Genomic DNA, 20,829 nt, shown 5'->3' with positions numbered 1-20,829 from the left:
TATTAACTAAAACTGAAATTATGAAAATGTTAAGTATTGTTTGTGCCAAAAAACTGGAATATGTTGTAAGGCGTTGTGTTATGCCGTTGTTAATACCGTTTTTAATTGTGAATGTGATTTCTTGTGGTGATGATTTTGTGGAAGACACTGGAGGAGGTTCTATACCTCCTGAAGAGATCATAACTCCTCCTGTTTATATGCTATTAGATGGTCCATATAAATCAGGGGTAGTTTTAACTCGAAATGAGGATGATAGTTATATTATAGAAACTATTGATGGAGATCCGTGGGTTACGGGTGGCCGATTTAAGGAAGACATTCCAAAGGAATGTAATGTGCTTGAGTTTGAATACCAGACAATGATGGGTATAAGCAATCTGGAACTTTTTTTCGCAGATGCTGAAACCAATATTGATGCTTCTCATAGCATGAGTGCAGGGGAAGTTCCGGGTACTGAAACATGGAAATCTTTTAGCGTGCGTTTAAAACAATATCGTAAAGATTTTGATTGGGGGAAAAAGGGCGATTATTTGCGGATAGATTTTGGTAATGTTCCTGATAATACGATACAAATACGTAATATATGTCTGCGTGTAATGAATGAGGAGGAAAGGAAGGAAGAGGAGGAAGAAGATAATGAAATTCTCAATAAGGAAAAATATGAGCAAAATATAAAAGACTATCTAAATAAGGGTTATAATTGCCATGTGACTGATATCACCGTCGGGAAGGACATAATTAGTGTCCAGGGAAACTATCAGGGGGATGGAATTTTCTTTTTAGGAGAAATACCGCCTTTTGTTGATATGTTTAAAGCAAAAAAGATAGAATCTATATATAAAACAGTTTTGTCACAGAATTCTTTTGAAATCCATTTGAATCGTTATGCGGCTATTGGTGGTTATCAGTATGATCGTTTGTTATCTAAGTGGGCAATATTTAAGGAAGGAGTAGAAAAAGATGAGCAAGTATCTCATGCTCGTTATGTGGGGGCAGATGGAATTTATGTAAAACAAAATGTTGGAGCTATTCCATTAAAGTCTAAAAAAGGATTGGGGGGACTTATAAATCATGAGTTTCTTGCATCAGATTTAGATGAATTAGGAATCAGCAGTGCTACAATAAATATTCCTATTACAAATTTTATGCATCTTTCTCAACAGTCGGGAGATATTCCGTATGTGTATGGGGGAGTAACTTATTATTTTAATGAGGAGTATCTTAGAAGTGCATTTGATGTGGTATTGGAACAAACTAGCCAGCGCAATATTTCTGTTGCTGGTATTTTGTTGGTTTCTCCTGAAGGAGATGCTGGAGAACTTCTGAAACATCCGGATTTTAATGGCATAGCTCCTTATACCATGCCTAATATGACTACTATAGAGTCTACGCAATGTTATGCTGCTGCGCTTGATTTTCTGGCACAAAGATATAGTAAACCTGGTATGCGTATTGCGCATTGGATTATTCATAATGAGGTGGATGGAGGTAGTCATTGGACAAATATGGGAGATAAACCAATTGCTACATTTATGGATACGTATCTTCGTTCAATGCGTATGTGTTATAATATTGTACATCAATATGACCAGAATTCAGAGGTTTTTATTTCTTTCTCTCATGGATGGAATATTGCTGCTGGGGGCGGTTGGTATAAGGTCAGAGATATGCTTGACTTTATGAATCTGTTTTGTAAAGCAGAGGGAGACTTCTTTTGGTCATTGGCATGCCATAGTTACCCGGCTCAATTGGGGAATCCTTGTACTTGGGATGATGCTCAGGCTACTTTTTCTATGGATACAGAATATGTGACATTGAAGAACCTTGAAGTATTGGATAAATGGGTTAGTATCCCGCAAAACCAATATAAGGGAGGCATCAGGCGTTCTGTGTGGCTTTCTGAGGCTGGAACATGCTCTCCAAGTTATGCGGATAAGGATTTGCAGAATCAAGCTGCTGGGTTTGCTTTTGGGTGGAAGAAGATCAATGCTTTGGAAGGGATTAATGGAATCCAATGGCATAGTTGGTTCGATCATCTGGGTGATGGTGCTCGTTTAGGATTACGTAAATACAATGATGCGGAATATCAGGGGGAAGCTAAACCGGTATGGATGACTTATCAAAAAGCTGGTACTGATGCAGAAAATGAGTACTTTGAACAATACTTGCAGCGGATTGGTATTGATAGCTGGGAAGGTATCATTCAGAAGATTCCATAGCGGAGAGATTCGAATAGAGTTTCCTAGTGGTATAACAGCCTGCTTCAGTGGTATGGTCAAATCCCATGCCGCTATGCAATTACTCACTCAAATTTGCGGTTACCACGTTTTGCCTGAATGATAACTTCCTTTATTCGAGTAAGACAGATATGTGCAAAGGCATGAGCTCACTATGTGGAGTCATTCATGACAAAATGGGGTATGATGTCCGTTTGGGTGACTATTCATCTTTATAAACCGCCAGCGGACCACGATGAAGCTTCTGTATGCGGAAGGTGGCAGTCTTGTCCTGTATATAAAAAGGCTGTAGGAAGGAACTTTTCGCTTACCCGAATATGATCAAAAAAGCAAAGCATATCCCATGGAATGGCGTGATCTGGTCATGATGGCAGAAGGAATCAATGACGGATTCATCTATAATATTTCACATGTAGGCAGCAGGGAAAGTTAGAACGTTTTTAAATGGGGAACTTTTAGAAAAAACAAATGAGAAGTGCAGTAAAAAAGAATAACGGTGCTAAAAGTGTTGTTTTTAAAATATTTTGCCCATATTTATTGGATGTGAGAAATAAATGTTTATATTTGTTGCATTGTTAAACGTTAAAGACTATTATTATGAAGAAAATTTATCTATCATTACTCATTGTTTTTCTTTTTCAGGCATGTACCTCGGATATGGAGGAGATTTTACAAGTAGGTGAAGTAGAAACAAGTAAGGTTACAACTAGACAGGCGTCAGATGGAGAGTATGACTTGCTGGGATTTAGCTACGATATTACTGGCGATTATTTACATGTAGATAATGCAAAAAAAATGGTCGTAGATATCAAATCTTTTATTGGAGATCCCAATAATAAAGACCGATTTTATAATCCTGCAACAATAATTGCGAATGAAGACTTTTATGCTGGAGCAAATGTAGAGGAGTTTTTACAAGAAATAAAGGACAAGAGGGTAACTGGAGGATCGGGAGGATTAAAAATAGGGCCATTATCATTATCTGGTAGTGCTAAGGTAACAAAAGAAAAAAATGAGCGATATTCATATTCTAATAAATACTCATTTGCACGTGTAGATATTATAAAAAGGATAAAGAGACTTTATTTGGATGTTGTGGATGCAAATGATCTAATCCCTTATTTGTCAACTGCATTTATTAATAATTTAAATAAGATGACACCCGAACAGTTTGTTGAAGAATATGGTACTCATGTATTGCTTGATATATCTATTGGTGGGAGGTTACAATTTAATTATAGGTCTGTAATAACTGAAACTGATAACAATATTGAAAAGAAAAAAATAGTAGAAGCAGGAGCAAAAACGAGTATAGGAATCTTTGGTGCCAGTGGAAATGGTTCACATGAAACAACGGAAGTTAAAAATCTTAATAAAAAAAACTCAAATTGGGATGTTCAAATCAGTTATCATGGAGGTACTAATAGTGGACTTAATTATTCGTTAACTTCAACTGAAGGTTTGACGAGCATACAATTTAACAAGACACAATGGGAAGAATCTGTAAATGATAAAAATGCAGCATTAGTAGATATTAATTGGAATAAAACATTTCCTATATATGAATTTATATCAGATGTCACAAAGAAGCAGCAAATAAAAAAGGCGGTTGAAAACTACTTGGAAGGTAAAAAACTTCAGACAATGAATCTCATTCCAATGTATACACTATATGACATGAATGTATATGACTGTCTTTATACAACAAATCTAAAAGAATATATTAGCTATTCAACTAATAATGTGGCTAAAAACGGAGCTTGCTTTTATGTACATAAGACTCAAGAACCTAATACAATTCCAATTTATAGAGTTTATGACTCGAATGGACACAATCATATATATTTGGCTAGAGGAGGAGAAGCTGAACTTAATCAATATTTGTAACCATTCTATTTTCCGCCTTGACATAAGTTGTTAGCCGCCATATCTTTGCGCCGTAACCTTTAACAAAAATGATTATGGCAAAAGAAAAAGTAAACTATCAGGAGGTATATGACCTCTACCAGTTATGCAGCGAGACCAAGGATCTTCGGGAGTTCTGTGCTGATTATGGGGTAAATTACGACAAGTTCATGAACTGGCAGCGTCACCAACTGTGGAGTGAGAAGTTAGGCAAGACAGTCCAGGTTGAGCAGCCCAAGGTTGCCAAAGTCCAGATAACCGGGAAACCATGCAATAGTCCAACTGTGAAGTTGGAAGTGAAACAGCCTGAAGGTGAACCACCAATAAAATGGATTAAGTTACAGTTGGTGTCTGGCGCAACACTGTTCCTGAGAAACACCACCGTTCTTGATTTGAGCCTGTTGCTTAATAAAATGATAGGATGATATGCTTGGTCTGAGTGCTAACCTGAACTATTACCTGTTTAACGGTAATGTTGATTTGCGGAAAGGCATTTTCCGTCTGTGTGAGAGTATAAGGGAAGAAATGTCACTTGACCCGAGCGATGCGTCCAATGTATATATGTTCATGTCCCGGAACCGAAAGGTCGTGAAGATACTTCATTACGAACGCGGTTTTTATGTGCTTTACGAAAAACGTCCTGTTATGGGCAAATTCAAGAAACCTGTATTTGATGAAGTCTCCAGATGCTACCGGATACAATGGTCGGACATGGCTTATCTTACGGAAAGCATTGTAGTTGACAAGATGTACGTTAGTCCGAAAGGTTAATATTAACATGTTGATTATCAATAGAATAGTATAAAAATAAACGATAAAAAGTTTGCGTAACTGCCTGATTTTTCGTACCTTTATATCATGATTGATGAAAGAGCATACGAGTTACTTTGCTGTCAGCTGGGTCTGGCGAATGAGGAAAAGGCAGGGCTTCGCAAACAGGTAAACGAACTGATTGCGAGGCTTAAAGCAATTGAAGAATCCAACAAGGAGAACTCCAAGGCTCTGATGGAGACAATCAATGAGTTATCCGCAACAGTCGAGAACTATCGAAAGGAAATGGAACTTATGAGAAAGCAGCTTGGGGCAAAAGACGAGGTGAACAGAATGCTGGCAAACGAGATTTCCAATCTCAAGCTACAGCTTGATGACAGCAGGAAACACCGTTTCGGCCGTACCTCCGAGCAAAGAAGGCTGCTGAACAACCGTAACCTTGACAAGTCTGCAATGGAGAAGTCCGAGTATGACGGTTATGACAAGAAGGATGATGATAATAATAAGGCCGGTGTGTCACGAGGGCATTATAACATGATGCTATTGGCTGGTATCATGGAAATTTTGTCTGCAACTATCAAAGAGATGAGGGTAGGTCCCTCGCAATCGGTTTACAGGAACAGGTTGCAAACCATCACAAGCTGCGTTTTGAGCAATCAAAAAGTGGTGAACGTTGTGTGTAATAAGTCAGAAGATATGGTAAGGTATGTATAATGGAGTTGAATGTAAATGAACCGTTGATGAAGCATCGTTATTGTTATCAGATTACATCAGAAATAGGGCTTCTGCTACGCTCTATGATAAGAAGGGAGGTTACCTGTTTACTGTCCCTTTGGTGTACGGTGTGTAGGCGGCAAGACCATTATATAGGCTCTTTGATGGAACGTGAGAAGCAGATTGAGAATGTCAAGAGAAAATGCCAAAGACGCATGACACGTAAGGCAGAAAGTATCAAAGTCTCAATTTGTGGCGGATTTCTCCGTAGTAGTGTTGAAGTTCTTGTAATGAGAAGGGAGCGAAGGGGGAAACGTATTCAGCGGACTGTATTGTGCAACTTGATAAACTAAGGAGGACACAATGCAAGAAGCAAAACCATTTCAAATAGACAAAAGAATAATCTTTGAATCCTTTAAGAAAGTAAAGTTTAATAGAGGTAGTTCAGGCATTGATGGTATAGAGATGACCACTTATGAGCAAAACCTAGGTTCCAACCTTTATCGTCTATGGAATCGCATGAGCTCCGGCAGTTATATGCCTAAAGCAGTAAAACTTGTAGAAATACCGAAATCAAATGGTGGTAAAAGACCTTTAGGGATTCCCACTATTGAAGACCGTATTGCACAAATGGCTGTTGTTAATGTAATTGAGCCTCTCATCGAACCCTGTTTTCATGAAGATTCATTTGGTTATCGTCCGCATCGCTCTGCTCATGATGCCATAGCCAAGGCAGAAAGACGGTGTTGGAAGTATGCATGGGTTTTAGATATAGATATATCCAAATTCTTTGATACAATCGACCATGGCTTATTAATGAAAGCGGTGGAGAAGCATATCAATATAAAATGGATACTTCTCTATATAAAACGTTGGTTGACTGTCCCTTATCAGAGAAGTGATGGAGAAATTGTAAAGAGGGACATGGGAGTACCGCAGGGTTCAGTCATAGGTCCAATTTTAGCAAACCTGTTCCTACACTATACCTTTGATAAATGGATGTCTTATAAATATCCTCACATACCTTTTGAGAGATATGCTGATGATTGTGTTTGTCATTGCAGTACATTGGCTCAAGCTGAATACATAAAGGAAAGGCTTGGAGAACGCTTTACTGAATGTAAATTGAAATTTAATGAGGAAAAGACAAAAATAGTATTCTGTAAAATGAGCAGTCGTTCATCAAAGCACTATCATTGTACTTCTTTTGATTATTTAGGCTTTACTTTTAGATCAAGAGCAGCAAAAGATAAACGCAACAACGTCTTATTCACAAGTTATTTGCCTGCTATAAGCAAGAAATCGGTAAGCAGAATACATGAAACAATAAAATCATGGAATCTCAAACGTCTCCATAATCGAAGTCTACGATTTGTGGCAGCATATATTAATGATGTCGTAAGAGGATGGATAAACTATTATGAGAAATTTGGTAAAACAGAATTTTGGAAAGTTATGTGCCATCTGAATCGCTCTATTGCTTATTGGGCAAAGACGAAATATAAAAGACTTCGTCGTCGAGGTGTCATATCTGCTCATTATTGGTTAGCCTATATAGCTCAGAAAGAACCCAATCTGTTTTATCATTGGCAAGTAGGATATGTACCCTATGCACGTCAAAAGAAATGATTTGAATGCGAAGAGCCGTATGAAGGGAGACTTTCACGTACGGTTCCGAGAGAGGCTGAGGGTGAAATTCCCTTGGTCTACTCGACATGGTAACGAAACCAGTGGCAATACCTCTTCCGATAACGTGCCTGAACAGAACAGCAAACCTTCAAGAAGAAAGGAAACCGCCCCACGTGCAGAAAAGAGCAGGCTGAAGGTGGATAAGGTAGTTGTTCATGAAATAGAAGACTATTACCAACTCCCGGATGGTGCAAGGTTTATGAACCGTAACGGTATGCCTGATGTTTGGGAATACAGGGTCATAGAACATGTAAGGGCTCATAACGTGGAGCATGTTTACAAGGTGGCAAGGGTAAAGCTTACAGACGGCACTTTCACAAGCACCATGGAGCATCCGCTGAAAAATCTTGGAGGTATCTTCTCTCCTGAACTGCTTGCCCGCCTGCTCTGCCTAAAATATGACTTCAGCATGCCAGAAAACAGAGAGATAAGACTGCTTGCAAGAGAGGGCATCCACATAAGCAATACCACGCTGAACAGCTATATACATAACGGAATCGCCAAGCTAAAGGAGTTCATAGAAGATGTATTCAAGGAGTTTGTACAGAGAGCTAAATACCTTATGGTTGATGAGACCACCGAACTCGTAGGAGTGGAGACAAAGGAAGGGAAGGCTTACAGGAGAAAGTACTTATGGGCTTTCTTTGCCAAGCATATTAAGATGGTCTATTATCACTATAATAACGGCAGCAGGTCATCCGATGCGGCAAAGTCATTCCTGGAATATTTTATGGGAACCATATCCACTGACGGATATACGGTTTACAGGATGTACGATGGTGAAGACTCAAAGGTGCTTCATATAGGATGCTGGACGCACTGTAGAAGGTTGTGGGTTGATGCCCTGCCTTCAGACAGAACAGCGATGGACATAATAGATCCTATTGGTGAGATGTTCAGAAATGAAGACCTGTTCCGTATGATGAAACTCAGCGGTGAGCAGATTAAGGAAAGAAGGCTTAAGCTTACAGGACCGATTCTTGAACGTATCCATCATAAGGTGGTCATTATGATGCAGGATGCGAAGATTATGGCTAACGAACTGATGAGAAAGGCCGTGAACTATACGATACACCAGTGGAAATCCTTGAGAAATATCCTCAAGGACGGTTCAGCGGAAATCTCGAACAACCTCTGTGAGCAAAGGATGAAACCTGTAAAGCTGCTGCTCAAGAACTGTATGAACATAGGCAGTGAGGATGCGGCAGAAAACTCAGCATTCATCTTCTCTTTGATAGAGAGTTGTAAGTTAAATGACATAGCCTCTCAGGACTACCTGAAACACTTGTTTGAATGTATTCTTTATGGTAAGGACTGCGACAAGAAGGCGCTTCTGCCATGTTTCTATAAACCGGAATGTTAAAACAAAAATATTTTCTTACGGGCATTTTTATTTTATCGGCTGAAAGACAGCCGATAAAATTGTCGTGGCGGAAAATAGTATGGTTACTCAATATTTATCATGGACTCAGTATGAAGGAATTGAAGGATATGTATATAGCCCTTATCAAACACCTCCTGCTGGTACAATTCCTATTTATGCTTTCTATGCTGAAGAAAGTATAAACTGTATATTGGTAATGAATGAAAAAGAAGTGCCATCTTATTCAGAGTGGTGCACATATAATGGCATTGCATTCTATGCATATCCGCAGTAGGTAAAAGAAAGGGCTCGATTTCGAGCCCTTTCTTTTTATCATAAAAATAGAGGTTTACAAAATTGGCAATAAATTTGCTACTTATTAGATGTCATAATTAGGGATATTCTCAAAATAAAAAATATAAGGCAACTACTTCATTGCGAATTAGGGACATTTACAGAATATTTCTAAAAAATATAGCAGATGTAGGCTTGATTGCCGAATGAAAATTGGGTCCATGTAGTGTTGGAAAAACAACCATGTTCTTGCAACATACATATCTAGTTGTATGGTAATATGGACGAAGTCTTGTTTGTGATAGTTGATGACTTGTGTTTTGTAGAACATAAACTGACTGATCTGGCAATGGACTTCTATCAGTACGGTGGAAAGAAACTCTCATATTGGATTGGGAAATTCTTTTCAGCTTATATAAATGTTCAATGTTAAATAATCGCTACTATTTCTTTTTTGCATATACTGTTCCAATTCTGATAAGAAATAGCTGCATCATATAAATATCCAAATCGCTCATTTTCCTTCTATTGTTATTTCTAGAGGTAAAAGCGCATAAAAAGCTTCCATATCCTTCAAATTGCCATTAAGTTTGATTGAGAAACAGCTTCTATCCATGTTCTTTGCGATCATTTTCATATACAAATTCCGTGGTTGGGTTTCTTGTCGATTCTAAAGTCAAAATCATAGCTGTCGTGTTTTTACAGCTCATCTTCCATGTCGATGACAGACCAGAAGTAGTCGTTACCGGCATTAAATAAATCCAAAGGAAACCATCTTTTTTGAAAGTTCTCATCTAAGGAAGCGATTGGTGTTTGTTTTAGTAAATATCTGTTTACTTTATAGTATTTACTAAATGTATTAAGCTGTTTTTCATCTAGTGTTTTAGTAAAATCCAGTATAATATCGAAATGGATGGATTTAGTGAAATTGTAGGAGACAATATGACTTTTCTCTGTTTTAACAGTTAACAACAAAGATAAGTTATCACTGGATAAAGCATATGGTATCTTGATAAAAGACAAGCTGCTCCCGATATTTCCGTTTTTTTCTGCAACATAGTAAAAACTGATAGGATATTCTGTAAAATTAGCGAACTCACGCCGGATGGTACAAAATGGCGGAGTAAGTAAATGAATGTCGGATAATTTCAGTCTCTGTGTGGAGGGGCTGTTTAATCCGAATATAATGCCGTTGGCTATGGGATTTGTTTCCTTTCTTGATCCTTTAACGATTTGAGAGTTGTAAGACTCTTACATCCCCATTCCATTATGGAACGAAAGGTTTCAGGAATTCTCCGTGAGTATTGTATCAGCAGGTAGAATATTATATGGTAGATATAGGCTTGAGACACCTTTTGTTGAGAACGTGTTCATTTGCTGTTTGCAAACAGCAAAAAGTACGAGAAAATGCTGTTTGCAAACAGCAAATGATTATCTTTGTATCTCATAATACTAAGATATAGGAATATATGGAAACTCTTTTTGCAAAACAAGACCGTTTGTTGTCATTGACATCGACTGAGATTATAAGGACATTGATGCATCGAATCAATTGGGATGCTCAGTTGGTGGCTATTAGAGGACCTCGAGGAGTGGGGAAAACAACTTTAATGTTACAGTATATGAAACTGCATTATGAGGTTTATAGTAGGGACGTGCTCTATTGTACATTGGATTCTGTTTATTTCTCTAATCATACTTTGCTGGAATTGGCGGATGTATTCGTAAAGAATGGAGGAAAGCATCTCTTTCTGGATGAGGTACATAAATATCCGACTTGGAGTAAGGAGATAAAAGAAGTATATGACATGTATCCCGATTTGAAGGTTGTGTTCAGCGCGTCCTCTTTACTCAATATATTAAATGCTGATGCCGACTTATCCAGACGCTGTATCCCTTATGAGATGCAGGGGCTCTCTTTCCGAGAATTTTTATTGTTCTATAAACAAATGAGCTTTCCCGTATGTACGCTGGAAGAAGTCTTGACCTCGCCCGAAAAGATTTGTTCGGAAGTGAATAAAGTGTGTCGCCCTTTACCTCTTTTTAAGGAATATCTGCAATATGGATATTATCCGTTTTATTTGAAAAATCAGATAGATTATTATACAAGTATAGAACAGGTTGTTAATTTTATTGTAGAAACGGAATTGCCCCAGTTGTGTGGAATTGATGTGGGTAATGTGCGTAAGATAAAGGCCTTGTTGGGCATTCTTGCAACTTCTGTTCCTTTTGAGGTAGATATTTCCAAATTGTCAACAACTATAGGCGTTCATCGTAATACTGTCATCGAATATCTGAATAGCTTGGAAAAGGCGAAATTGCTCCATTTGCTATACGCGGATCTGTTGTCTGTCAAGAAGATGCAAAAGCCGGATAAGATTTTCCTGGATAATCCTAATCTGCTATATGCTTTAGCTTCTCATCCTGTGAAAATAGGAACGGCACGTGAAACGTTTGTGGTCAATCAACTTTCGTGTGACAATGAAGTGGAGTACGGGAAGAAAACCGGAGATTTTAGGGTCAATGGAAGATATATTTTGGAAGTTGGTGGTGAAGGTAAAACGTATGATCAGATTGCAGATGTGCCTGATTCTTATATTTTAGCTGATGGAATAGAAACGCCTTACAGGTGTAAATTGCCGATTTGGATTGTCGGCTTCCTGTATTGACGGGGAACCTGCAGGAAATATTCTTTCTTATAATGTCTGGGGCGTAAATAAGCGTGCATAAGCGGTTGATGGTAAGGTTAGAGTAGAGTTGCCGAATCTACCAATCCTATCCCGGTGATTTATCAGAGCGGATACCTCACCATTAAGGGGTATGATGAGCGTTTTGGAATATATCGTTTAGGTTTTCCTAATCGTGAAGTGGAGGAAGGATTTATCCGTTTTCTCCTTCCTTATTATGCGAATGTCAATAAGGTGGAGTCTCCTTTTGAAATTCTGAAATTTGTTCGTGAAGTGCGTGCCGGTGATTATGAATCTTTTTTCCGTCGCTTGCAAAGTTTCTTTTCGGATATTCCCTATGAGCTTGCACGCGAGCTGGAGTTACATTGTCAGAATGGATATAAAATATTTGTTTCTCATATTCTCATAAATATGATCTAAGTGTCAGATAATTAATAGAATAGACTATGAGAAATGTTTTGAAAATCGGTATTTATCATAGTTTTATTCACGAATTAGCCTTCATTTGGCTTATTTCTCATACCCGTTGAACTCATTTCTCATAATGCCCCGGGGTCGGTATATAAATAGGCTGTGTGGGCTTGCTTATATTCTGTAAGTAGCCCTGTGCCTTTAAGCGACGGATTTGTCTGCTGGCCATACTTTGAGTGAAACAGCAGAGTGACTGCATATTGGAACGGGTCAATACGGGGTGATTTGCAAAATATCCAGTGAGCTTCTTGTCGATCTCTTCTTCAGAAAGAGAAGCGGAATGTGGTTTGTATTTCGAACGTCGTAAATGAGTACTCATGCACAAACTTTTTAAATCTCTGTCAGCTTGGAAGTTAATGGACTTTAATCTTACTTTGTCTGCACGGGTGGTAAGTGAGTGCACGGGTTCGGTAGCCTGTAATGTAACCTGGAAATAGCCGATCCCATCCAGGTGTACTCGTTCTCCCTCGCACAGATGGTTGCCCATGCATCTGCTCAATTCCATTAGCATGGCTTCTACTTCCGCTTTCCCGAAAGTAGTTGCCATGTGGATTTCTCTCGCCAGCTTTTGAGTGGTTACATGTTGAAAATTAACCACCCGTGGGTGATAACTAGGTTCTTCCCCTTCTTTTTCCGGTTGGGGATTCTTATAAAACTCGAATTGTATTGCCATCTTTGTTTTAATTTAATGGTTATTTATATGTTATGTATTGATGCTCTTGGTGTATCTCGCTTTTATTCTTTTATTATTCAACCGCTATCCTGATTGTTCCACTACAGTGAACGGTCCTTTTCACTCTAGTAGACAGAACTTTTTACTGTAGTGAACAGGCCTATGTACTGTAGTGGAACGATTGGGATGCTCTTTCAAAGATACGACATTATTAGGTGAAAAACAAGTAATTAACTAGTTGTTTACATGAAAGAAATAGCTAGATGTTTTGTAAGATAAGCTTGGTGGGTAAATAGGAGAATAGCTGTATCTGACTATGAGAAATAACCTGAAAGAGTATGAGAAATAGCGGTTTTTTGAAGGAAATTGATGAGGAAAGTATGAGAAATACCTGTTTTAAAAATGTTTCTCATAATGTAATTATTTGATTACGCGTGCTTTATCTGGAATCTATGAGAATATGAGAAATGAAATTGAAAAATCTTTTCTAGTAGAGAGATTGAATAAGTATCCCCGGAAAAGTTGCTTGTCTGTAATATTTACAGTATATTTGTATCGTAATAATCGCCCTACAAACACATGCAGGACAAATAAATGAAGTAATGAGAATAACACTGGTGAGAGACGATGGCAAGGTGAACACTATGCGTACGTTGAGAATTGAACAGCTCGTGGAGCAAATGAAAGTGGAAACCAAAACACAGCCTGTCTCAAAAATGAGAGAAGTCCTGCCTTTTATGCTTCCGGGTGATAAAAATGACTATGTACAGAAAGTGCCGAAGCTGATACCTGCAGCTGCTTTTTTTCGCAAAGGCGGCATAACGACGATGAGTGAATACAACGGAATTGTGATGATTCAGGTCAACAACTTGTCCGGACACATGGAAGCGGATGAGGTGAAAGAACGGGTAAAGGAGCTTCCGCAGACTTACTTAGCTTTCACCGGTTCTTCCGGAAAGTCTGTGAAAGTATGGGTACGCTTTACTTATCCCAATGATCGTTTGCCGACAACTACTGAAGAAGCGGAGCTTTTTCATGCGCATGCCTATCGGTTGGCGGTGAAATTTTATCAGCCACAACTTCCTTATGATATCGAGCTGAAAGTACCTTCGTTGGAGCAATATTGTCGTTTAACTTTTGACCCGCACTTGTATTTTAATCCCGAAGCAATGCCTATTTATATGAAGCAGCCTGCCGCTATGCCGGGTGAGGTGACTTATCGCGAACGGGTACAAACGGAAACTTCGCCGTTGCAACGGCTTGCGCCGGGATATGAAAAGTGTAATGCACTTTCTGTTCTTTTCGAAGCTGCTTTTGCACGTGCGTTGGATGAAGAGACTGATTATCAACCGGAAGGAGACAAACAATCGCTGTTGATTAACCTAGCAGGACATTGTTTCCGTGCCGGTATTCCGGAGGAAGATACAGTGCGATGGTCTCGTGCTCATTATCGCTTGCCGAAGGACGATACATTGGTTCGGGGAACCGTGCGGAATGTATACCGCACTTGTGAGGGATTTGCGAGTAAAAGTAGTCTGTTGCCGGAACAATTATTTGTCATGCAGATGGATGAGTTTATGAAACGGCGTTATGATTTTCGTTTCAACCAGTTGACATCACAAGTGGAATGTCGCGAACGGAACAGCTTTAATTTTTATTTTCGTCCGGTGGATAAGCGGTTGATGGCAAGTATTGCAATGAATGCACATTATGAAGGGCTTAAGTTGTGGGATAAAGACGTGGTACGTTACTTGAATTCGGATCATGTGCCGGTTTATCAGCCTATCGAGGAATTCCTTTATGACCTTCCTCATTGGGATGGTAAGGATCATATTGGCGATCTTGCCAAACGAGTTCCTTGTGATCATCCTCATTGGGCGCAATTGTTTCGTCGTTGGTTTCTTAGTATGATAGCGCATTGGCGTGGAATGGGAAAGAATCATGCAAATAGCACTTCTCCTATATTGATAGGTCCACAGGCTTATCGTAAGTCTACATTTTGCCGGTTGATTTTGCCTCCATGCTTGCAGGCTTATTATACGGATAGTATTGATTTCAGCCGGAAGCGGGATGCCGAGCTATACTTGAATCGTTTTTTATTGATTAATATGGATGAGTTCGATCAGATTGGCATCAATCAGCAGTCTTTCCTCAAGCATATTCTGCAAAAGCCCGTTGTCAACACACGACGTCCGAATGCTTCGGCTGTGGAGGAACTTCGTCGGTATGCCTCTTTTATAGGAACGAGTAATCATAAGGATCTGTTGACGGATACTTCCGGCAGTCGCCGTTTTATCGGTGTTGAGGTGACTGGAGTGATTGATGTGGTCTGCCCTATTGACTATGAGCAATTGTATGCGCAGGCAATGGCACTGCTGCGTAGTAATGAACGTTACTGGTTTGATGAGAAGGAAGAGGCTATTATGACGGAGGCGAACCGGGAGTTTGAGCAGTCGCCGGCAATCGAGCAGTTGTTCCAGGTGTATTACCGGGTAGCGGAAGAGGAAGAAGAGGGAGAATGGTTACTTGCTGCAGATATACTTCAGCGGATACAAAAGGCAAGTAAAATGAAGATTTCTTCCGGACAGGTTAATTATTTCGGGCGTATTTTGCAGAAGCTGGGAGTAAAGTCATTCAGGAAAACACGTGGAGTTTATTATCATGTGGTGGCTGTTGGGCAAGGGTGATGATGAAATAATGCATGAGATGTGCATTTTATTATTTTATAATAATTATCTTTGCGTAATAACGTGAGATATATGAAGGCTATGATAAGAAATCCTTTTATAACAAGTGGATATGTGTCTGCTGATTATTTTTGCGATCGCCGTTTTGAGAGCGAACAGTTGGTACGCGAAGTGATGAATGGGAATAACCTGGCTCTTGTCTCTACCCGACGAATGGGAAAGACGGGGCTGATCCGTCATTGTTTTCAGTTTCCTGAAATTAAGCAGGGCTATTACACCTTCTTTATTGATATATATGACAGTCGGTCATTGCGCGACTTGGTATTTGCACTTAGTAAAGAGATTCTGGAAGTACTGAAACCTGTGGGGAAGAAAGCTTTGCAGAGCTTTTGGGAATGTGTGAAATCTTTGCAAGCCAGTATCTCTTTTGATGTGAATGGTATGCCTTCTTTGAATTTGGGATTAGGAGATATACAAGCTCCGGCTACTACGCTCGATGAAATCTTCCGGTATTTAGAGCAAGCGGATAAGCCTTGTTTGATTGCCATTGATGAATTTCAGCAGATTACCGGGTATGCAGAGAAAAATGTAGAGGCTACTCTCCGGACTTATGTGCAGCATTGTAATAATGCGCATTTCATTTTTGCCGGGAGCCAGCGGCATGTGATGGGGAATATGTTTTTGACGCCTTCCAGACCTTTTTATCAAAGTGTGTCAATGATGCATTTGGAAAGTATTCCTTTAGAAGAATACATTCGTTTTGCAGGTATGCATTTCAAACGTGCAGGCAAAGAAATAGAGGAAAGTGCTGTTATCACAGTTTATCAACAGTTTGAAGGAATCACATGGTATATACAAAAAGTGTTGAATACACTTTATGATATGACCCCGGAGTACGGAGTCTGTAAAGTGGAAATGGTGTCAGAGGCTATTCGGCAGATTATTGATTCATTCAGATATACTTATTCGGAAATCCTTTTTCGTTTGCCGGAAAAGCAAAAGGAGTTACTGATTGCTATCACTAAAGAGGGAAAGGCTAAAGCTGTTACTTCCGGTGCTTTCATTAGAAAATACAGACTGGCTTCTGCTAGTTCAGTCCAGGCAGCACTAAAAGGGTTACTGGAAAAGGATTTCGTGACTCAGGAAATGGGAATCTGTCAGATATATGATCGTTTTTTGGGGATTTGGCTGAAAGAGAATTATTAAGTCATTTTTCATTTATTGAAGAACGCTTTTCGATAAATCGCGTTAATAATTAGCTGAAACTACTGTCTGTTAATCAGTTTTATTGTATCTTTGCGGTCTTAACTTTTTTAATGGTAAATAATGAAGGAATTTCTACAACTAATGCGACGTTTCGTGTCGCCTTATAAGAAGTATATCGGCTGGGCTATTTTGCTGAATATTTTGTCTGCTGTATTCAACGTATTTTCGTTCACTTTCTTGATTCCTATTCTGAGTATTCTGTTTAAAACAGAAGGAGCGGATAAAGTATACCATTTTATGGAATGGGGTAGTGGTGATTTAGCAGATGTTGCCAAGAATAACTTCTATTATTACATATCTCAAATGATAATGGATAATGGTCCTACTATAGCCCTTATCTTTTTAGGATTGTTCCTGATGATAATGACATTGTTTAAAACAGGTTGTTACTTTGCTTCTTCAGCTGTAATGATTCCATTGCGTACGGGAGTGGTACGTGATATTCGTATTATGGTATATGCAAAAGTAATGCGCTTGCCAATGTCTTTTTTCTCTGAAGAAAGAAAGGGAGATATCATAGCTCGCATGAGTGGTGACGTGGGAGAGGTTGAAAACTCCATTACTAGTTCGTTGGATATGTTGATGAAGAGTCCGATTCTGATTCTTCTTTATTTTATCACTTTGGTTATAACTAGTTGGCAGTTGACGCTTTTTACCATCGTCGTATTGCCGGGAATGGGCTGGCTGATGGGAGCGGTCGGAAGAAAACTGAAACGCCAGTCATTGGAGGCACAGAGCAAATGGAGTGATACGATGTCGCAATTGGAAGAAACATTGGGTGGATTGCGTATTATCAAAGCTTTTATTGCAGAAGATAAGATGATTAATCGTTTTACCAAATGTAGTAATGAATTGCGTGATGCTTCGAATAAAGTTGCTATACGTCAGGCATTAGCACATCCGATGAGTGAGTTTTTGGGAACTATTCTGATTGTAGCCGTACTGTGGTTTGGTGGTACATTGATTTTGGGACAGAATGCAACCATCGATGCTCCGACATTTATCTTCTATATGGTTATCCTGTATAGTGTAATCAATCCGTTGAAAGACTTTGCTAAAGCGGGATACAACATTCCGAAAGGTTTGGCTTCTATGGAACGTGTGGATAAAATCCTGAAAGCAGAGAATAAGATTAAGGAGATTCCGAATCCGAAACCGTTGAAAGGTTTGAATGACAAGATTGAATTTAAAGATATTTCTTTCAGCTACGATGGTAAGAGAGAGGTGCTGAAACATGTAAATCTGACAGTTCCTAAAGGAAAAACGATTGCACTGGTTGGACAGTCAGGTTCCGGTAAATCTACCTTAGTCGATTTGTTGCCACGTTACCATGATGTACAGGAAGGTGATATTACCATTGACGGAACGAGTATCCGCGACGTCCGTATTGCTGATTTGCGTAGCCTGATTGGTAATGTAAACCAGGAGGCTATTCTGTTTAATGATACATTCTTCAATAACATTGCTTTTGGTGTGGAGAATGCGACAATGGAACAAGTAGTAGAGGCGGCGAAGATTGCCAATGCGCATGATTTCATTATGGAGAAACCTGAAGGATATAATATGAATATCGGTGACCGTGGCGGAAAATTGTCCGGTGGTCAGCGTCAGCGTATCAGTATTGCGCGTGCTATTTTGAAGAATCCTCCGATTCTGATTCTTGATGAGGCTACTTCTGCTTTGGATACCGAATCAGAACGTCTTGTACAGGAAGCGTTGGAACGTTTGATGAAAACACGTACGACGATTGCTATTGCCCACCGTCTTTCTACGATTAAGAATGCAGATGAAATCTGTGTACTGTATGAGGGTGAGATTGTGGAACGTGGTAAGCATGAAGAACTCATTGAGTTAAACGGTTACTATAAACGTCTGCATGATATGCAGCAGTTGTAATTCTTGATATTGCAATGATATTATTAAGTTTTGATACAGAAGAATTTGATGTACCTCGCGAGCATGGTGTAGACTTTCCGCTGGATGAAGCAATGAAAGTATCAGTCTATGGTACGAACAAGATACTGGACTGCCTGAAAAAAAACGGGGTGAAAGCTACTTTCTTCTGTACAAGCAATTTTGCAGAAAATGCGCCGGAGGTGATGCGGCGCATTATGGACGAAGGACATGAAGTTGCTGCGCATGGATGTGACCATTGGCAGCCACAGGCTTCGGACGTCAGTCGTTCAAAAGAAATTCTGGAACGCCTTACCGGCAGGACGATACAAGGTTATCGCCAACCGCGTATGTTCCCCGTATCAGATACGGGACTTGAACGGATGGGGTATGTATATAACTCCTCATTGAATCCCGCATTTATCCCCGGAAGATATATGCATTTGTCGGAGCCCCGTACCTGCTTTATGACGGGTAAGTTACTTCAGATTCCGGCTTCTGTAACTCCGTGGATTCGTTTCCCGCTATTCTGGTTGTCTTGTCATAATCTGCCGATGTGGCTGTATCAACTCCTGGTAAACCGGGTATTGAAGCATGACGGATATTTTGTGACTTATTTCCACCCGTGGGAATTCTACCCGTTGGGTGAACATCCTGAATTTAAGATGCCTTTTATTATCCGCAATCATTCCGGTAAAGGAATGGAGGAACGTCTGGATATGCTTATCCGCAAACTGAAAGAAAAAGGATATGCTTTTATGACTTACTCGGAATTTGCACAGATAAAACTGGCTGAACTAAATAAACCGGACGAAAAATGATAAAATTGGCTATTGTATCCCCCTGCTATAATGAGGAGGAAGTGTTGGAAGATTCGGCCGCCCGTTTGACAGCCTTGTTTGATGAGTTGGTGGCGAAAGAAAAGATCAGTGCCGACAGCTTTGTGCTCTTTGTGAATGATGGCAGCAAAGATCGTACATGGAGCATCATTAAGAAACTGCACGGAACGAATCCTTATATAAAAGGAATGAATCTGGCAAGAAACGTGGGACATCAGTATGCAATCATGGCCGGTATGATGACCGCTAAAGACTGGAGTGATGCCGTTATTACCATTGATGCCGATTTGCAGGATGATCTGAATGCGATTGAGGAGATGATCGATGCCTATACGCAAGGATATGATGTTGTATATGGAGTGAAAGTATCTCGTCAGGCAGACCCCGTGTTGAAACGTCTTTCTGCAACAGCCTTTTATAAATTACAGCACAGGATGGGAGTGGAGACTATCTACAATCATGCGGATTTTCGTTTTCTAAGCCGGAGAGTGCTGGAACAGTTGTCTCATTATCAGGAACGTAATGTCTATCTGCGTGGTATTATCCCGTTGCTGGGTTTCCCTTCTACTACGGTAGATGATGTGATCCGGGAACGGACAGCCGGAACTTCCAAATATACAGTGAGAAAGATGTTCAGTCTGGCTTTGGACGGAATAACCTCTTTCTCGGTAAAGCCCATTTACGGAATCGTTTATCTGGGAGGTATCTTTGTTTTTATCAGTATTTTGATTGGAATCTATGTTCTTTACGCATTGATTTCGGGTACTGCGGAACATGGCTGGGCCTCTTTGATGTTGTCTATCTGGTTTGTTGGCGGGGTTGTTTTATTATCCATAGGAGCTGTCGGACTGTATATTGGCAAGATTTATAAAGAGGTAAAACGTCGTCCGCTCTATAATGTGGAAGAAGTGTTGTACGATGATCAGAATAAGTAAGGCTATACTTGAGAAGCACCCGGATTGGCGGGATAAGTTCTGGCAGTTTGTTCGTTTTGGAGTTGTCGGCACTATATCTTCAGCCATTCACTACGGCGTATATTGCCTGGTCTTGTTGGTTGCGAATGCCAATATCTCCTTTACGACCGGTTATGCTGTGGGATTTGTCTGCAACTACTTCCTGACTACTTTCTTTACCTTTCGTTCCAAGCCATCCTCGCATAATGCGATTGGCTTTGGTTTTAGTCATCTGATTAATTACCTGCTTGAGATCGGTTTGCTGAATCTCTTCCTTTGGATAGGCGCGGGTGAACTGCTTGCACCGATACTGGTAATGATTATCGTGGTGCCTGTCAATTTCCTGATTCTTCATTTCGTTTATATCTATAAAGGGAGGAAATAACA

The 20,829-nt window shown here is 39.7% G+C and carries 18 protein-coding genes and 1 pseudogene; 18 read left to right on the top strand and 1 reads right to left on the bottom strand.

Annotated features, from left to right (window positions below; genetic code table 11):
- The first annotated feature begins 26 nt into the window (after window positions 1-26).
- From CJF29_RS22565 to CJF29_RS22510, 12 genes and pseudogenes are all read left to right on the top strand, one after another.
- Window positions 27-2,219 (top strand): DUF5722 domain-containing protein, encoded by a 2,193-nt coding sequence (locus CJF29_RS22565; protein WP_099147227.1) that lies wholly within the window; start codon window positions 27-29, stop codon window positions 2,217-2,219.
- A 253-nt stretch (window positions 2,220-2,472) separates the two neighbouring features.
- Entirely contained in the window at window positions 2,473-2,529 is a 57-nt protein-coding gene (locus tag CJF29_RS22560) for a hypothetical protein (protein WP_368086600.1), read from the top strand.
- A gap of 305 nt (window positions 2,530-2,834) precedes the next feature.
- Entirely contained in the window at window positions 2,835-4,124 is a 1,290-nt protein-coding gene (locus CJF29_RS22555; protein WP_099147225.1) for an MAC/perforin domain-containing protein, read from the top strand.
- Between the two features lie 74 nt (window positions 4,125-4,198).
- Complete coding sequence (locus tag CJF29_RS22550) at window positions 4,199-4,567, top strand: hypothetical protein (RefSeq protein WP_176817105.1); 369 nt, start codon at window positions 4,199-4,201, stop codon at window positions 4,565-4,567.
- A 1-nt stretch (window position 4,568) separates the two neighbouring features.
- Window positions 4,569-4,913, top strand: a complete 345-nt coding sequence (gene tnpB / locus CJF29_RS22545) for an IS66 family insertion sequence element accessory protein TnpB (RefSeq protein ID WP_004297053.1) — start codon at window positions 4,569-4,571, stop codon at window positions 4,911-4,913.
- Between the two features lie 87 nt (window positions 4,914-5,000).
- A complete protein-coding gene (locus tag CJF29_RS22540) occupies window positions 5,001-5,627 on the top strand; it encodes a hypothetical protein (protein WP_413544493.1) in 627 nt (208 codons plus the stop codon).
- Window positions 5,627-5,980, top strand: coding sequence for a hypothetical protein (locus CJF29_RS22535; protein ID WP_141561043.1), 354 nt, complete (start codon window positions 5,627-5,629; stop codon window positions 5,978-5,980). The genes CJF29_RS22540 and CJF29_RS22535 overlap by 1 nt, the downstream gene beginning before the upstream one ends.
- Before the next feature lie 10 nt (window positions 5,981-5,990).
- Complete coding sequence (gene ltrA / locus CJF29_RS22530) at window positions 5,991-7,256, top strand: group II intron reverse transcriptase/maturase (protein WP_099147667.1); 1,266 nt, start codon at window positions 5,991-5,993, stop codon at window positions 7,254-7,256.
- A complete protein-coding gene (tnpC, locus tag CJF29_RS22525; protein ID WP_413544513.1) occupies window positions 7,237-8,679 on the top strand; it encodes an IS66 family transposase in 1,443 nt (480 codons plus the stop codon). Before ltrA ends, tnpC begins: the two co-directional genes overlap by 20 nt.
- Before the next feature lie 79 nt (window positions 8,680-8,758).
- A complete protein-coding gene (locus tag CJF29_RS22520; RefSeq protein WP_176553148.1) occupies window positions 8,759-8,974 on the top strand; it encodes a hypothetical protein in 216 nt (71 codons plus the stop codon).
- Between the two features lie 1,468 nt (window positions 8,975-10,442).
- On the top strand, window positions 10,443-11,642 hold the full coding sequence (locus CJF29_RS22515) for an ATP-binding protein (protein ID WP_074558232.1): 1,200 nt from the start codon (window positions 10,443-10,445) through the stop codon (window positions 11,640-11,642).
- A gap of 90 nt (window positions 11,643-11,732) precedes the next feature.
- Window positions 11,733-12,035 (top strand): annotated as a pseudogene (locus CJF29_RS22510) (AAA family ATPase); the annotation flags it as partial.
- A 157-nt stretch (window positions 12,036-12,192) separates the two neighbouring features.
- Here CJF29_RS22510 and CJF29_RS22505 read toward each other — a convergent pair.
- The gene (locus tag CJF29_RS22505) at window positions 12,193-12,804 is read right to left on the bottom strand and encodes an HU family DNA-binding protein (protein ID WP_099146876.1); all 612 of its coding nucleotides are present in this window, start codon (window positions 12,802-12,804) and stop codon (window positions 12,193-12,195) included.
- Between the two features lie 602 nt (window positions 12,805-13,406).
- Between CJF29_RS22505 and CJF29_RS22500 the strand changes: the two genes are divergently transcribed.
- The 6 genes from CJF29_RS22500 to CJF29_RS22475 all read left to right on the top strand — a co-directional run bounded on the left by CJF29_RS22500 (window position 13,407) and on the right by CJF29_RS22475 (window position 20,827).
- Window positions 13,407-15,491: a BT4734/BF3469 family protein gene (locus CJF29_RS22500; RefSeq protein ID WP_099146875.1), complete on the top strand. Its 2,085-nt coding sequence runs from the start codon at window positions 13,407-13,409 to the stop codon at window positions 15,489-15,491.
- A gap of 72 nt (window positions 15,492-15,563) precedes the next feature.
- Window positions 15,564-16,697, top strand: coding sequence for an AAA family ATPase (locus tag CJF29_RS22495; RefSeq protein WP_008649155.1), 1,134 nt, complete (start codon window positions 15,564-15,566; stop codon window positions 16,695-16,697).
- Between the two features lie 120 nt (window positions 16,698-16,817).
- On the top strand, window positions 16,818-18,653 hold the full coding sequence (locus CJF29_RS22490; protein ID WP_008024069.1) for an ABC transporter ATP-binding protein: 1,836 nt from the start codon (window positions 16,818-16,820) through the stop codon (window positions 18,651-18,653).
- A gap of 14 nt (window positions 18,654-18,667) precedes the next feature.
- Window positions 18,668-19,471, top strand: a complete 804-nt coding sequence (locus tag CJF29_RS22485) for a polysaccharide deacetylase family protein (RefSeq protein ID WP_074558238.1) — start codon at window positions 18,668-18,670, stop codon at window positions 19,469-19,471.
- Window positions 19,468-20,424: a glycosyltransferase family 2 protein gene (locus tag CJF29_RS22480; protein ID WP_004309442.1), complete on the top strand. Its 957-nt coding sequence runs from the start codon at window positions 19,468-19,470 to the stop codon at window positions 20,422-20,424. Before CJF29_RS22485 ends, CJF29_RS22480 begins: the two co-directional genes overlap by 4 nt.
- On the top strand, window positions 20,408-20,827 hold the full coding sequence (locus CJF29_RS22475) for a GtrA family protein (RefSeq protein ID WP_074558239.1): 420 nt from the start codon (window positions 20,408-20,410) through the stop codon (window positions 20,825-20,827). The genes CJF29_RS22480 and CJF29_RS22475 overlap by 17 nt, the downstream gene beginning before the upstream one ends.
- Window positions 20,828-20,829: the final 2 nt, after the last annotated feature.

It is taken from the genome of Bacteroides celer (assembly GCF_002632415.2).
Taxonomy (GTDB): domain Bacteria; phylum Bacteroidota; class Bacteroidia; order Bacteroidales; family Bacteroidaceae; genus Bacteroides.
The sequence above is the reverse complement of the archived record's forward strand: the minus strand, read 5'-3'. Positions and strand labels throughout refer to the sequence as shown.